Genomic DNA, 15,197 nt, shown 5'->3' with positions numbered 1-15,197 from the left:
ATACTTACTAACTGATACTTATTAACGGATACTTACTAAATGATAGTTACTATCTAATTTCCGGCTCAGGTCCTGATTCAAGTTCAGCGTTTACATGTAATGTTTGAGTTGGGAACGCAAACTCTCCACCGTGTTGCTCAACAATATCCGCAATGGCTAACAGCACGGTATGCTTATGTTCATGAAAGGTTACCCAAGACGTAGTGACTGTCATGCAATAAACGAGGATGTTTAAGCTTGATGAGCCAAATCCGTTAAAATTAACAATAATAGTTTGGTCTTGAGCAATATGTTCTGAGCCTTTCAAATAGGTTTTTATATCCTCAACAATGGCGTTTACCTGCTTGATGTCATCGTATCTCACCCCTATGGTTTCTTTGATACGACGGTGAGTCATTCTTGACGGGTTTTGCACAGCAATATTATTAAACATGGCATTAGGCACGTATAACGGACGCATATCAAAAGTTCGAATTTTAGATATTCGCCAGCCAATGTATTCAACCGTGCCTTCAATTTCTCTATCTGGTGAGCAAATCCAGTCGCCAACTTTAAAAGGCTTATCCATGTATAACATGATGCCGCCGAACCAATTTGATACTAAATCTTTTGAGGCAAACGCCAATGCGGCACCTGATACACTGCCCAAGGCAATTAAGCCACTGGCATCTAAACCTAGTAAATCAAATGCAACAATGGCTAAAATTACCATGAGCAATAATCGACATACTTTAGCAACGCCAATAATGGCCGTTTGATCTAATCGACCCGTTTCAGAAGAGTCTAGAAACGCAAACTCCAATGTATTTACGACTCTAAAGCCAAACCAACTCATATGAACCGCAATAAGAAGCGGTATTACTGGCATTTCAGATAGACCTAATTTGAGTACCCAAAACTGATTCACAAGTTTAAGCGCATGCCACAAAGTAAGGAAAATTAGAAAGGACTTTGCCGGAAGGTAAAGCGAAAACAAACTGGCTCCCCATATTTTATTTTGAGGTTGTGCATGTAACTTACTTTTCACCGCGCGAAGTACTAATAACGTAATTGCCGTTACTGTCAGCGTCATTAGCTCAATGAAGTAGATATTATCTGGATTAAAAAAGTCTTTTACTAAGTCCACGTTTGCGAATCTTCCAGTTGTTTTTTTTAAGAATAACGTTAGGTTATATAAAAACCACGGTTACGCAACCGTGATAAGCCAACATCAATAATAATTAAGGCAAATTAATGAAACTTTGGACCGCTGCTGTTTTCACTCTATCTATTATCGCCAGTCAGTTTATGGCATTTTCAACTAGCGCTAACGCAGAGCCGGAGTACCTTCCTGTAGAGCAATCGTCGCTTGTTTATATGGAAACCAATATTGGCCAAGTTATTATTCAATTAACTGACTTACAGTCACCAATGGCCGCCAAACAGTTTTCAAATTTAGTAACTGAAGGTTTTTACCATAACCAAAGTTTTTATCGAGTCATTGATGGTTTTGTGGCTCAAGCTGGCGAAATGGATTATGAAAAGGGTGTCAGTAAAAAATCGAATTTTCGTCGTTCTATATCGGCTGAATTTACCAACGTGAGTAGTGAGCAATCGGGGTTTCAAGTTGTGCAATCGCCTGCGTTGCTCGCACCTGAAACAGGCTACTGGCATAACTTCCCTGCAGGCCAAGACCCTTCTACAAAAGAGCGTTGGTTATTACATTGCCCTGGCGCAGTAGCGATGGCTAGAAACAACGACCCAGATTCATCGTCTACTGAGTTTTATATTGTTATTGGACAAGCACCTCGCCATCTCGATAGAAACATGTCAGTAATTGGCAGAGTTGTTCATGGCATGTCAATTGTGCAAGCAATGAATCGCGGAGAACGAGCAGAAGGCGGCATTGTTAAACCTAAATCTGAACAAGTAAAAATACTTAGTGCGGCTATTGGTTCATCGTTATTAAAAGCACAACAAAAAAACATTCGTATTGCTAATACTAAGTCTGATAAGTTTATCAAACGAATTAACAATGCCAAACATAACCCTGGCCCATTTTTGGTATACCCGGGCAATGGCAATGTTGACGTTTGTTATTATCAGCCAAGTATTAAAATAGGTTAACGATAAGCCGGAGCTCTATCATGCATATTTCACTTTTAGCTTTTCTAGGGTTATTACTTCTATTGGTGTCGGGCAGTCAATCTGTCTATGCAGCAGACACTTCTAAAGTCGTGATAGGTGAAGAGTACTGGCATAACTCTAAAGTGCTTAATGCGCCTCGCAAGTACCAAGTGTCGTTGCCTGAACGCTACGAAGGCACTATACGAAAGTACCCTACTCTTTACATCGTTGATTCTGACTTTCACTTTTTACATGTAGCCAGCACCATTAAACATTTAACTCGCATGGGAAAAATGCCACCTATGATTGTGGTTGGCGTTGCGACCTTAAGTGATCCTGACTACGTGTATCATACAACGTGGTCGATTGGCCCTGGCACAGTTAAAAATGAAGATGCAGATGCGGCTCAATCAAACAAAGCACAGCCAGAATATGGCGGTATTCAGAAGTTTGACCAATACGTTAATTCAGAGCTAGTGCCAATTATAGATAAAGCGTTTAGAACCAACGATAAACGGGCCATAGCTGGCTATTCTTTAGGTGGCTTATTTGTGCTCAATAACTACTTAAATTCGAGCTCACCGTTTAGTGCTTTTTTAGCCATGAGCCCAAGTGTTTGGTATGACGACATGTCTATTATTCAGCGATTTAAACAAATACCAGCTGCTTCAATAGACGCTTCAAACTCAGCTACAACTCATAAAAAGCCATTGTTTATTTCCGTTGCGAATGAACAAGGCATGGGCGTTACAGAATTAGTTGCCGCAATAAAAGTAAATCCAGCGATAGATAACTGGACCTTTGCGTCTATACCTGAAGAAAACCACTTTTCCACCGCATTGCCTGCGCTACTAAAGGGCTTAGAGTTTTTGGCACCTGAATATGGCAAAGACGGCGGTGAGCTTGCGGCGTTGGGTGATTATAAAGCTGTGCTGAAATATTTTGAATCAATAAACACTCAATGGGCTGGCTTTCAAATTGAATGGTTACAAGCTTACCAATTTAGTAAATATGTTTTTTGGTCAGAACAAACGGATAAAATTTCTGAAATCCTTAACGCTGTCCATAAACAATTCCCAAATTCACACGCGCAAGTCGCTATTCAGCTCGCCAATGGTTTAATAAAAACCGGTGAGCTTAGTAAAGCCGATGCGATTATTGCACAAGTAAAACTCGCCGCTAAAAAAATGCCAGAATGGTACAAAGCTAAGGCTGATGTACTGCAAGCACAGAATAAACCTGAACTCGCAAAAGCCATGTACCTGCGCGCGCAGGAGTTAGCTAAATTAAACAAATGGTCAGCATGGGAAATAAACGGCTTAAAACCATAGAGCCCGTTTTAACGAAAGGCAAAGCTGTCAATTTCTCAATACAGTTTTGTCGACAACCCAAATATTCTAGCTATTAAATTTTGTCCTAATGTTTGATTTTTTTACTCTTCGCCCCTATATTGTCTACAATTTACAAAACCTAGAGTTTGATTGTGGGCAAAATTACACTTCCATTTGAACAGCCAGTTACCGCGGCAGACAAGACTTTTATTAAATTAAGAGCGGATATCGTTGAAGGCGACCTTGCTGCTGGACAAAAATTGAGCGAAGCAGAGTTGTCGACAAAGTATGGTGTCAGCCGAGCCGTTGTCCGCGAAGCTATGAACCGATTGGAGTCTAGCTTTTTAGTTGAACGCAAAGCCAATGTGGGCGCTCGTGTTGCAACGTTATCGGTAGAAGGTTTAATCGAGCTTTATCAAGTCCGCGAATCTTTAGAGGGTATGGCCGCCAGGCTAGCAGCTAAAAATATGACGGATAAAGAAATTGCCGACCTTAACAAACTCCTCAGCAAACATTTTGACAAGGTTAAAGATGGCGAGTCTTATTACCAAGAAGCCGGCGATTTAGACTTTCATTACCGTGTCATATTAGGCAGTAAAAATCAGCATTTGATCGATATGCTCATTAACGGAATTTACCATTTAGTTCGCATGTATCGTGTGCAACTAGGCATGGCAGGCCCTCGTGTCACTACTGCTTTTGATGAGCACAAACATATTGTTCAGGCCATTAGTAACCGCGACGAAGAACTCGCTGAAATGCTAATGCGTCGACACATCCTTTATTCTAAAAATAATATCGAGAACAAATTAATCTCGATGCAATCAAATTAACCGACATTGCTATTAAATGTCATCAACAGGTTTAACAAAAAAGAGAGAACAGCATGAGCGCAGGTAAGAAGTTTCGCCAAGCATTAATAAACAACAAACCTCTACAAATTGTAGGCACAATTAACGCGTACTCAGCAATGATGGCTAAACAAATTGGCCACCAAGCTATTTACCTTTCTGGCGGCGGTGTTGCTAACGCATCATATGGTCTGCCTGATTTAGGTATGACTTCATTAAATGACGTTATTGTTGACGTACAGCGCATTACATCTGCCTGTGACCTACCATTAATGGTGGATATTGATACTGGTTGGGGTGGCGCATTTAATATTGCCAAAACCATTCGTGATATGGAAAAAGCTGGTGCAGCTGCCGTTCACATGGAAGACCAAGTGGCGCAAAAGCGTTGTGGTCACCGTCCTAACAAAGAAATCGTGTCTACTGCTGAAATGGTTGACCGTATAAAAGCGGCGGTTGATGCTCGTACTGATCCAGACTTTTTCATCATGGCGCGTACAGATTCTTTTGCACAAGAAGGTTTAGAAGCGGCTATTGCCCGTGCTAAAGCGTATGTTGCTGCCGGTGCCGACGGTATTTTTGCTGAAGCTGTGCAAACAGAAGAGCATTACCGTGCATTCTCTGATGCGTTAGATGTGCCAATTCTAGCGAACATCACAGAGTTTGGTAAAACTGAACTTTGGAACAAAGAACAGCTAGGTGAATGGGGCTGCGACATGGTTCTTTATCCATTAAGTGCGTTCCGCGCAATGAATAAAGCTGCTGAGAATGTTTATAAACATATTTTGAACGATGGCGATCAAAAAGCCGTAGTAGATTCAATGCAAACTCGTATGGACTTGTATGATTACCTTGGGTATCACGACTACGAGCAAAAGCTAGATTCACTATTTGCCGAAGGCAAAAATAAGTAATAAAAACAGTCAATTTATAAATATTGATTAGTACAACTAGATAAAAAGTGAGTCAATTTTTGGCTCGCTTAAAAAATAATAAAGCGTCGTAAATAAGGCGCTCAACATGAATAAATTTAACAGGTTAACTCAGGAGAGAAATCATGGCTAAAGTATTAAGTGGCGCGGGTCTTCGCGGTCAAGTTGCAGGTAAAACAGCCCTTTCAACCGTTGGTAAGTCAGGTTCAGGTTTAACCTACCGTGGTTATGACGTAAAAGATTTAGCGAACAACTGTCAATTTGAAGAAGTGGCGTACCTAATTCTAAAAGGCAACTTGCCAACTCAGTCTGAACTTGATGCATATAAGAAGAAGCTTCACGGTATGCGTGGTCTTCCTCAAGCACTTAAAGATGTGCTAGAGCGCATCCCTGCAAACGCGCACCCAATGGATGTATTACGTACAGGTTGTTCAATGCTTGGTAACCTAGAAATGGAAACTAGCTTTGATCAACAACAAGACGTTACTGACCGTTTATTAGCAAGCTTCCCAAGCATCATTTGTTACTGGTACCGCTTTTCACACGATGGCGTTCGTATTGATGTTGAAACAGATGATGACTCAATTGGCGCGCACTTCCTACATATGCTTCACGGTGAAAAGCCAAATGAATTGCATGAGCAAGTAATGCACGTGTCTTTAATTCTTTATGCTGAGCATGAGTTTAACGCGTCAACATTCACTGCACGTGTTTGTGCGTCAACATTGTCAGACATGCACTCTTGTGTAACTGGTGCGATTGGCTCTTTACGTGGTCCATTACACGGTGGCGCAAACGAAGCGGCGATGGAAATGATTGAAGGCTTCACATCTGCTGATCATGCCGAACAAGAAATGATGGGCAAACTTGAGCGCAAAGAAAAAATCATGGGCTTTGGCCACGCGGTTTATTCTGACTCTGACCCTCGCAACGAAATCATCAAAGGTTGGGCTGAAAAGCTAGCAGCTGATGTAGGCGATACGGTTTTATACCCAGTATCTGTTCGTTGTGAAGAAGTAATGAAGCGTGAAAAAGGCTTATTCTGTAATGCCGATTTCTTCCATGCGTCTGCATACCACTTCATGGGTATCCCTACACCATTGTTTACACCTATCTTTGTAATGTCTCGCGTTACAGGTTGGGCTGGACATGTTATGGAGCAACGTGCTGACAACCGCATCATTCGCCCTTCTGCAGATTACACAGGTGAAGAGCTACGTCCAGTAACGCCAATTGCAGAGCGTTAATACCTCGACAATAGCAAACCCCTAACGTCAGGCTTTAAATTGAGTTTACAAACACTTGTAGGTTCAACATTTTAAAGCATTTGATGCTCTAAAGGTGCGGGACTTTTAAACTCCCGCTTCTTTTTTATAAAACCAAACAACATTCATTCAAAACAATGAATTGGTGATTAAAATGAATATGAATTACAGAAAGCCACTACCAAATGCAGGTATCGACTTTTTCGATACTAAAGAAGCAGTCGATGCCATTAAGCCAGGCGCTTATGCAAAATTACCTTATACATCAAAAGTACTAGCAGAAAACCTAGTACGAAAATGCCCGGAAGATAAACTGACGGACTCATTAACGCAATTAATCGAGCGCAAACGCGACTTAGATTTCCCTTGGTTCCCTGCCCGCGTTGTGTGTCATGATATTCTTGGCCAAACAGCATTAGTTGATTTAGCTGGCTTACGTGATGCCATTGCTGAAAAAGGTGGCGACCCGGCCAAAGTAAACCCGGTTGTCCCAACGCAGTTAATTGTTGATCACTCGTTAGCCGTAGAACACGCAGGATTTGAAAAAGACGCGTTTGAGAAAAACCGCGCAATTGAAGACCGCCGTAACGAAGACCGTTTTCACTTTATCAACTGGACTAAAACTGCATTTAAAAACGTTGACGTTATCCCTCCAGGTAACGGCATCATGCACCAAATTAACTTAGAGCGTATGTCACCGGTTATTCAAAACCGTGATGGTGTTGCCTTTCCTGACACGCTAGTTGGAACCGATAGCCACACACCTATGGTTGACGCGTTAGGCGTTATTGCGGTTGGAGTTGGTGGTCTTGAAGCAGAAAGCGTAATGTTAGGCCGTGCGTCTTACATGCGTTTACCAGATATTATTGGTGTTGAACTTACTGGCAAACCTCAGCCAGGCATTACCAGCACAGATATTGTTTTAGCGTTAACAGAGTTTCTACGTAATGAACGTGTTGTCTCTTCATACTTGGAATTCTTTGGTGAAGGCGCAAATGCACTAACGCTAGGCGATAGAGCGACCATTTCCAACATGACACCAGAATTTGGTGCCACAGCTGCAATGTTCTACATAGATCAGCAAACTATTGACTATTTAACGCTAACTGGCCGTGAAGACGACCAAGTGAAATTAGTTGAAAACTACGCAAAACAAACTGGCCTGTGGGCTGATGAAATGGTTGAAGCCGAATACGAACGTGTTCTGACGTTTGACCTTTCTAGTGTTGTTCGTAATATGGCTGGCCCTTCAAATCCTCATGCTCGTGTTGCAACCACTGACTTAAAGTCAAAAGGTATTGCCGGCATTGTTGAGAATGAAGAAGGCAAAATGCCCGATGGCGCAGTTATTATCGCGGCTATTACAAGTTGTACTAATACCAGTAATCCACGCAACATGGTTGCAGCTGGCCTGATAGCTCGAAACGCAAACAAACATGGCCTGTTACGCAAGCCTTGGGTTAAGTCTTCATTAGCGCCAGGCTCTAAAGCCGTAACTATGTATTTAGAAGAGGCAAACTTATTGCCTGAATTAGAGCAACTAGGCTTTGGTGTTGTTGCTTATGCCTGTACTTCTTGTAATGGTATGAGTGGCGCACTAGACCCTAAAATTGCGCAAGAAATTAAAGATCGTGATTTATACAGCACCGCGGTTCTATCTGGTAACAGAAACTTCGATGGCCGTATTCACCCTCATGCAGATCAAGCCTTCTTGGCATCACCACCACTTGTTGTTGCTTATGCTATTGCCGGTACGATTCGCTTTGACATCGAAAAAGACATTTTAGGACACGATAAAGACGGTAACCCAATTACTCTTAAAGACTTGTGGCCAAATGATGAAGAAATTGATGCTGTAATTAAAGCGAGCGTTAAACCTGAGCAGTTCCGTAAGGTTTACGAGCCAATGTTCGACCTAACGGTAGATTATGGTGAAGATAACGACCCATTATATGACTGGCGTCCGCAAAGCACGTACATTCGTCGTCCTCCTTATTGGGAAGGTGCGTTAGCGGGTGAACGCACAATGAAGGGCTTGCGTCCATTAGCTGTGCTTGGTGATAACATCACCACGGATCACTTATCGCCTTCAAATGCCATTATGATGGACAGCGCAGCCGGCGAATACCTGCATAAAATGGGTTTACCGGAAGAAGACTTTAACAGTTACGCAACGCACCGAGGCGATCACTTAACGGCGCAACGCGCCACTTTTGCCAACCCAAAACTATTGAATGAAATGGTTCAAGAGAATGGACAGGTTAAGCAAGGTTCTTTTGCTCGAATTGAGCCTGAAGGCAAAGTAACGCGTATGTGGGAAGCGATTGAAACCTACATGGAACGCAAGCAGCCGCTCATTATTGTTGCGGGTGCCGATTACGGTCAAGGCTCTTCTCGAGATTGGGCTGCTAAAGGTGTTCGTTTAGCGGGTGTAGAAGTAATTGTAGCCGAAGGATTTGAGCGTATTCACCGTACTAACTTGATTGGTATGGGCGTTTTACCGCTTGAGTTTATGCCTGGCACAACACGCAAGACATTAGGTTTGGACGGCACTGAAACTTATGATGTTAAAGGCGAACCAACGCCTGGCGCAACGTTAGCAGTTGTTGTTAATCGCAAAGATGGCAGTTCTGTTGAGGTTCCGGTTAAGTGTCGCTTAGACACTGCAGAAGAAGTTTCTATTTATGCTGCTGGCGGTGTATTACAACGTTTTGCACAAGACTTCCTAGAATCCCAACACAGCTAAATTATGAGCTAACTGGTATATACGGTTAAGATTCTAATATAAAGCGGTGAGTTTAACTTGCCGCTTTTCATCTCATACAAACATAAGGAGGAACGTAATGTCTTCAACACATTTGCCTCAGATAAAAATTCCAGCCACTTATATGCGCGGCGGCACCAGTAAAGGTGTCTTTTTTAGTTTAGACGACTTACCACTAGAAGCTCAAGAACCAGGCGAAGCGCGTGACGCGATTTTACTTAGAGTGATTGGTAGCCCAGATCCATACGGAAAGCACACAGACGGTATGGGCGGAGCAACATCAAGCACAAGTAAAACGGTAATATTATCGCAAAGCAATAAAGCGGATCACGATGTTGATTACTTATTTGGACAGGTTGCTATAGATAAACCTTTTATTGATTGGAGCGGTAACTGTGGAAACTTAACCGCCGCAGTTGGTACGTTTGCCATTTCAAATGGTTTAGTTGACGCCGAACGAATTCCAAAAGACGGCATTGCGACGGTTCGAATTTGGCAGGCTAATATTGGTAAAACCATTATTGCCCAAGTCCCTATGACCGATGGCGAAGTTCAGGAAACCGGTGATTTTGAGCTTGATGGCGTTACCTTTCCAGCAGCAGAAGTGGAAGTGCAATTTTTAAATCCAGCTGACGGTGAAGGCGCTATGTTCCCTACAGGTAACGTAGTGGATGAGTTAGAAGTGCCTGCAATCGGTGATTTTCCTGCTGCGACCTATAAAGCCACTATGATCAATGCTGGCATACCAACTATTTTCCTTAATGCAGCCGATATAGGTTATACCGGCACAGAATTACAAGAAGCTATTAATAATGACGACGCCGCATTAGCGCGTTTTGAACATATTAGAGCACACGGCGCGGTTAAAATGGGCCTAATTCAAAACATTAGCGAGGCCGTTGCACGCCAGCATACGCCAAAAGTTGCCTTTGTTGCTCCACCAGCAGATTATGTTACCTCAAGTGGTAAACACATCGCCAAAGCTGATATAGATGTGTCTGTTCGTGCATTGTCTATGGGTAAACTTCATCATGCTATGATGGGCACAGCCGCTGTTGCAATTGGCACTGCAGCCGCTATTCCAAATACGCTTGTTAATTTAGCAGCAGGTGGAAAGAACAGACAGGCTGTTACTTTTGGTCACCCAAGTGGTACCTTAAAAGTTGGTGCTGAAGCCGAAATGCTAGATGGTAATTGGCAAGTTAAGAAAGCTATTATGAGTCGCAGTGCGCGGGTCTTAATGGAAGGCTGGGTAAGAGTGCCTCAACGTTAATATAAACGAAGCCACCTTTTGGGTGGCTTTTTTAAGGAAACTATATCTATGCCAGAGCTAAGTTGGCTATATCAATTCAGCAGCGTCACCATTGCCGTTTGTTTATTCATTAACATTATTTTATTCAATGAATTTGGGTTCCGTATTGGCCGGTTTGTACAAAAACAAACCCCTGAAGAAGTGAAGTCGCTAACGGGCTCCATTCAAGCATCAATACTTGGCTTACTTGCGCTGTTACTGGGCTTTACATTTAGTATGTCTATGGACAGATATAAAACACGAAGCATTGCCGTTATTGAAGAAGCTAATGTTATTCAATCGACCATCATCGAATCTAAATTTTTACCGGTTACAGAGGCTTATAGGGCAAACAAATTACTTACAGAATATGTCGAGATAAAATCTGAATTGAGTAAAACAAGTATTGTTGATGAAAGCCATCGCACGCAACTTCACCTTGAGTCAGTCCGAGTGCAAAAACAGTTACTTGAGGTATCTGAAAGTAGTGATTTTAGATCTAAGATAATTAAAGTGATTGAACAGCAAAATACTCGAAACGCCTTAATCAAAATGCACGTGCCTGACGTTGTACTAATATTACTGTTTGTAGTGTTCTTATCGGCCGTCACCATTTTAGGCTATTCAGTTGGCCTTAGTGGCTCAAGAATGATGATGCAAATATCTATGGTATCCTTACTTATCACTTTGATTGTATTTATCATTATTGATTTAGACAGGCCCAAAAGAGGTTTGATTAAAATAGACCAATCACCTCTGCTCTATTTGCAGCAACAGCCTTATTAGTTAGGCTGAACTTTAATATTCATAAGGAGTTGGACAATGAATAAAACGCTAACAAAAATAATAAAAGTAAGCTTAAGTGCTGGCATCACTATTATTGTTATTGGCTGCAGTAATATGCAGGCGAGCTATGATTCAGAAACCCGCGTAATAGAAGAAAAAGAACTTAAGAAAAAACGCACTGACAGTTGCCAGAATGCACAAATTGACGTATCCGAAGCCAAAGCTGCGAACGATCAAGCAGCTATCGACAGAGCCCTTCGCATGGCGGAAAAGGCTTGTGCTGAGTCAATTAAAAAGGCGAAAAGCAAACAGTGATGACGACTTGTTCACATTCAACAAGTAATCAGTAATCAGTAATCAGTAATCAGTAGACATAAAAAAACCAAGGAGTATTCCTTGGTTTTTTCGTTCTGGATAATTAAAAGTGATTAGATTGAGTAATCAACCACTTTAAGGTCCATTGCTTCTAGTTTTGGCTTTAACGTTTTTGCACCACCTACAACAACCATTATCATGTCGTTAATGATTAAATGCTTTTTCGCTAATTCATTAATTTCTTTTTGACTAATGCCAGCCACAATTTCATTTCTAGTATCTACAAAAGTAGGTGCTAAATCATGTTCTAGTATTTGTGCTAAAAAGCCTAACTTTGCGCGAGGTGTTTCATATTTTAATGCATCACCTTGGTTAATTGCTAAGCGCATAAAGTTTAGTTCTTCCGGCGTAATACCCGACGCTTGATATGTGGAAATTTCTTTAACAAACTCCTCTATCGATTTGTCCGTCGCATCAGCTCGAACTTCCGCACTAGCTGTATAACCACCGGTATTTTTGTCGCCCCAAAAACGAGAGCGAGCACCATAGGTATAACCTTTATCTTCTCTCAAGTTAAGGTTAATACGGCTATTAAATGCACCACCTAACGCAAAGTTCATTAGGCTCGCTTTATAAAACTCACCTGTAATATCTTGCGTAAGACCGCGCTTGCCAATCCTAATAGCCGATTGAGCGGCGTTGTCTTTATTTACTAAATAAACCGTACCTTTATCTAACTCAACGGCAGGTAAATTTAACTCAAGCTTTGGCGCTTCGCCTTTCCATTTTGCAAACGCAGACAACGACTTATTAATAGACGCTTGTGGCAGATCAGAAACCACAATAAGCTGTGAGCCTTTTGGTTTTATGTGTTTTGCATAAAACGCTTTTACGTCCGCTAAAGTAATGTTGGCAACAGTAGCTTCATTACCATCAGAAGGAACTCCAGCAATAGAATCACCAAATAGGATTTGAGCATAAGCTGTTGATGCTAAATAACCCGCATCTTTTTTAGCATTATTGAACTGTTGCAATACATTATTTTTAACACGAGCAAACTCTGCTTCATCAAAAGCCGGATTCATTAGTTTTTCATTCACCAACGCTAATGTTTTATCTAAGTTTTTACTCAGTGCATTTACGTTAACGTTAATGTAATTATTATCTTCACTAATATAAACGTTGCTACCCAGTTTACGCAGCTCTTTGCTCATGTCTTCTGCAGAACGCTGAGTTGTTGATTCAGCAAACATTGACGCTAATAAGTTAGATAATCCGGCTTGCTCTTTTGACTCATAAAAGTGACCAGCTGGAATTTTAATTAACATTGACGTTGTTGGTGTTTCGATACTTTGAGCACCTAAAACAGATAAACCATTAGTTGTAGTAACTTGCCACATCTCTGGCACGTCTACTGGCTTATTTGCTCCGGCTGTTGGCATTGTGCTTCTATCAAAATTAGATTTAGCGACGCGTACGTTTAAGTCATCGGCTGTAGCGTTTTTAAGCTCAGGAATAGTGCGCTCTGGCGTTACATAAGTGTCTTCATGAGCAATAGTATCAAGTTTGCCTTTAGGCACGACACTCATGATCACTGCATGTTTACCTTTGATATATTCTTTATAAACTCGCATTACATCGGCTTTGGTTACATTTGCGTAACGAGCAATGTCTTTTTCAATATAGTTTGGGTTACCCGTAAAAATTTCATTGCTTGCTAGCTGGCTTACTTTTCCTGAAACACTTTGTAAACCAAAGATGAAAGACGCTTCCATATTGGCTTTTACTTTAAGTAAGTCATCATCTAACACACCGCGAGTTTCAAATTCAGTCATCGAATCTCTAATGATTTTTTCTAAATCAGCCAGTGACTTGCCCGCTGCAGGGTTAGGTAAAGCAAACATGTTTAGCGTGCAAGCTAGCTCTGAACATGGGTGACTTACCGACGCTTGAACTGCAAATTGATTCTTAACTAAGTTCTTGTAAAGCAGTGATGTTTTTCCGCCGCCTAAAATCTCAGCCAAAATATCCATTGGCGCTTCATCTTCATGGCGAATATGAACCGTAGGGTAAGACATATAAAGTAGTGGTAAGTGAACGTTATCTTCCATGGAGATATATCTATCAGCATCTAACGTTACTGGCGCCTTCTCAGGCATTTTAACTTCTGGGCCTTTTGGAATGCTTCCAAAATACTTATTCACTAACTCAAGAGTTTTAGCTTCATCAATGTCACCACCAATTGTGATAGTTGCATTGTTTGGACCGTACCAGCGTAAGAAAAACGCTTTCAGATCGTTCACATTAACTCGGTTTAAGTCTTCCATATAACCAATAACCGGCCATGAATAAGGATGACCTTCTGGATATAAAGCTGCAGAAACACGCTCGTTTAATCTTCCGTATGGACGGTTATCAACTCTTTGACCGCGTTCATTTTTTACTGTTTCACGTTGGACTTCAAACTTCTCTTGAGTAACTGCGTCTAAAAGGTAACCCATTCTGTCTGATTCTAACCACAGCATTTTTTCTAGCTGATTCGCAGGAACCGTTTCAAAGTAGTTTGTGCGGTCGGTATTTGTTGTGCCATTTAAAGTACCACCGGCTTCAGTGATAATTTTAAAGTGTTCTTCATCAGCTACATTTTCAGAGCCTTGGAACATCATATGTTCAAAGAAATGGGCGAAACCTGACTTACCAATGTCTTCACGGCCTGAACCTACGTGATAAGTTACGTCAACGTGAACTAACGGATCTGAATCATCTTGATGAAGAATAACCGTTAGACCATTGTCTAGTTTGAACTTTTTATAAGGGATGGCAGTTTTGCCTGGTTCGGCGTTAACTTGGTCTAATATCTTAAAGCCAGCAATCTCTTGAGCGGCTACTTGCTGCTCAGTATTTTGGCTCTTTGATGGTACGTCACAACCAGACAGTAAAGCGGCCGCAACTAGTGAAATCTTCCATGCTTTCATGAAAGTAGCTCCTTTTTCATTATATAAAAGATAAGTAATTAAACTAAACGATTATGAGTTTAATGTCACTTAAGTTTCTTTTCCCAAAACTCGGCTTTACCCATTTCAGGATCAAGTTCGTAACCTTTAAAACCATACTTAAGATAAGAATTTCTAGCCACAGTATTGCCTTCTAAAACTTCGAGTGTCAGCTTGCAAGCACCTTTACTGCTGGCGATTCTCTCTACTTCATCTAACATTTTCTGACTTAGACCTAACCCTCTAAAATCACCAGCAACGGTAACATCGTGAATATTAACTACGGGTTTACAGGCAAAGGTAGAAAAGCCCTCAAAACAGTTTATTAAACCGGCTGGCTTACCATCAACGTATGCAAGTACAGAAAATGCATGAGGTGTTTTTGCCAATGCCGCCACTAAGTTATCTTGACTGAATTGACTTAATGGCTCAGCGCCGCCCATTGGGTCTTGTGCGTATCCATTTAGTAAATTAACTAAGTCTGTACCGTCTTTTTCTACGTTGTAATCGGCTTGTCTGATTTCTATGTTCATTAACGCCCATTCCTTTCATTTAGTATTAAA

The 15,197-nt window shown here is 41.4% G+C and carries 12 protein-coding genes; 9 read left to right on the top strand and 3 right to left on the bottom strand.

All coding sequences use genetic code 11. The annotated features are described in order from the left end of the window. Nucleotides 1–49: 49 nt before the first annotated feature. Nucleotides 50–1,126 carry a mechanosensitive ion channel family protein gene (locus ABD009_RS09795; protein ID WP_343824967.1) on the bottom strand — a complete coding sequence of 359 codons (1,077 nt, stop codon included), beginning with the start codon at nt 1,124–1,126 and terminating at the stop codon, nt 50–52. Nucleotides 1,127–1,233: 107 nt separating this feature from the next. On the opposite strand from ABD009_RS09795, the gene ABD009_RS09790 reads away from it, so the two are divergent. The 9 genes from ABD009_RS09790 to ABD009_RS09750 all read left to right on the top strand — a co-directional run bounded on the left by ABD009_RS09790 (nt 1,234) and on the right by ABD009_RS09750 (nt 11,641). Further along, complete coding sequence (locus tag ABD009_RS09790) at nt 1,234–2,106, top strand: peptidylprolyl isomerase (protein ID WP_343824965.1); 873 nt, start codon at nt 1,234–1,236, stop codon at nt 2,104–2,106. A gap of 20 nt (nt 2,107–2,126) precedes the next feature. Further along, nucleotides 2,127–3,437, top strand: a complete 1,311-nt coding sequence (locus tag ABD009_RS09785) for an alpha/beta hydrolase-fold protein (protein WP_343824963.1) — start codon at nt 2,127–2,129, stop codon at nt 3,435–3,437. A gap of 161 nt (nt 3,438–3,598) precedes the next feature. Further along, nucleotides 3,599–4,270 carry a GntR family transcriptional regulator gene (locus ABD009_RS09780; RefSeq protein WP_330997856.1) on the top strand — a complete coding sequence of 224 codons (672 nt, stop codon included), beginning with the start codon at nt 3,599–3,601 and terminating at the stop codon, nt 4,268–4,270. 53 nt (nt 4,271–4,323) lie between these two features. After that, a complete protein-coding gene (prpB, locus tag ABD009_RS09775) occupies nt 4,324–5,202 on the top strand; it encodes a methylisocitrate lyase (RefSeq protein WP_343824961.1) in 879 nt (292 codons plus the stop codon). Nucleotides 5,203–5,345: 143 nt separating this feature from the next. Continuing rightward, nucleotides 5,346–6,467 (top strand): bifunctional 2-methylcitrate synthase/citrate synthase, encoded by a 1,122-nt coding sequence (gene prpC / locus ABD009_RS09770; RefSeq protein ID WP_155696501.1) that lies wholly within the window; start codon nt 5,346–5,348, stop codon nt 6,465–6,467. A 172-nt stretch (nt 6,468–6,639) separates the two neighbouring features. Next, a complete protein-coding gene (gene acnD, locus ABD009_RS09765) occupies nt 6,640–9,231 on the top strand; it encodes a Fe/S-dependent 2-methylisocitrate dehydratase AcnD (RefSeq protein ID WP_155696502.1) in 2,592 nt (863 codons plus the stop codon). A 97-nt stretch (nt 9,232–9,328) separates the two neighbouring features. After that, complete coding sequence (gene prpF, locus ABD009_RS09760) at nt 9,329–10,522, top strand: 2-methylaconitate cis-trans isomerase PrpF (protein WP_343824959.1); 1,194 nt, start codon at nt 9,329–9,331, stop codon at nt 10,520–10,522. Nucleotides 10,523–10,570: 48 nt separating this feature from the next. Next, nucleotides 10,571–11,326 (top strand): bestrophin-like domain, encoded by a 756-nt coding sequence (locus ABD009_RS09755; protein ID WP_343824957.1) that lies wholly within the window; start codon nt 10,571–10,573, stop codon nt 11,324–11,326. Between the two features lie 36 nt (nt 11,327–11,362). Further along, nucleotides 11,363–11,641, top strand: coding sequence for a hypothetical protein (locus ABD009_RS09750; protein WP_343824955.1), 279 nt, complete (start codon nt 11,363–11,365; stop codon nt 11,639–11,641). 113 nt (nt 11,642–11,754) lie between these two features. On the opposite strand, the gene ABD009_RS09745 is transcribed toward ABD009_RS09750, so the two are convergent. Both ABD009_RS09745 and ABD009_RS09740 read right to left on the bottom strand, forming a co-directional pair. Further along, nucleotides 11,755–14,616: a M16 family metallopeptidase gene (locus ABD009_RS09745; RefSeq protein ID WP_343824953.1), complete on the bottom strand. Its 2,862-nt coding sequence runs from the start codon at nt 14,614–14,616 to the stop codon at nt 11,755–11,757. Between the two features lie 65 nt (nt 14,617–14,681). Further along, nucleotides 14,682–15,167: a GNAT family N-acetyltransferase gene (locus tag ABD009_RS09740; protein WP_343824951.1), complete on the bottom strand. Its 486-nt coding sequence runs from the start codon at nt 15,165–15,167 to the stop codon at nt 14,682–14,684. Nucleotides 15,168–15,197: the final 30 nt, after the last annotated feature.

The organism is Psychrosphaera haliotis (assembly GCF_039523615.1).
GTDB classification, from domain to species: domain Bacteria; phylum Pseudomonadota; class Gammaproteobacteria; order Enterobacterales; family Alteromonadaceae; genus Psychrosphaera; species Psychrosphaera haliotis.
The sequence above is the reverse complement of the archived record's forward strand: the minus strand, read 5'-3'. Positions and strand labels throughout refer to the sequence as shown.

What these genes read in the sequence shown, in the direction of transcription:
- ABD009_RS09790 (WP_343824965.1), top strand. Translation starts at nt 1,234, where the DNA reads ATGAAACTTTGGACCGCTGCTGTTTTCACTCTATCTATTATCGCCAGT.
- ABD009_RS09785 (WP_343824963.1), top strand. Translation starts at nt 2,127, where the DNA reads ATGCATATTTCACTTTTAGCTTTTCTAGGGTTATTACTTCTATTGGTG.
- prpB (WP_343824961.1), top strand. Translation starts at nt 4,324, where the DNA reads ATGAGCGCAGGTAAGAAGTTTCGCCAAGCATTAATAAACAACAAACCT.
- prpC (WP_155696501.1), top strand. Translation starts at nt 5,346, where the DNA reads ATGGCTAAAGTATTAAGTGGCGCGGGTCTTCGCGGTCAAGTTGCAGGT.
- acnD (WP_155696502.1), top strand. Translation starts at nt 6,640, where the DNA reads ATGAATATGAATTACAGAAAGCCACTACCAAATGCAGGTATCGACTTT.
- prpF (WP_343824959.1), top strand. Translation starts at nt 9,329, where the DNA reads ATGTCTTCAACACATTTGCCTCAGATAAAAATTCCAGCCACTTATATG.
- ABD009_RS09755 (WP_343824957.1), top strand. Translation starts at nt 10,571, where the DNA reads ATGCCAGAGCTAAGTTGGCTATATCAATTCAGCAGCGTCACCATTGCC.
- ABD009_RS09750 (WP_343824955.1), top strand. Translation starts at nt 11,363, where the DNA reads ATGAATAAAACGCTAACAAAAATAATAAAAGTAAGCTTAAGTGCTGGC.
- ABD009_RS09745 (WP_343824953.1), bottom strand. Translation starts at nt 14,616, where the DNA reads ATGAAAGCATGGAAGATTTCACTAGTTGCGGCCGCTTTACTGTCTGGT.
- ABD009_RS09740 (WP_343824951.1), bottom strand. Translation starts at nt 15,167, where the DNA reads ATGAACATAGAAATCAGACAAGCCGATTACAACGTAGAAAAAGACGGT.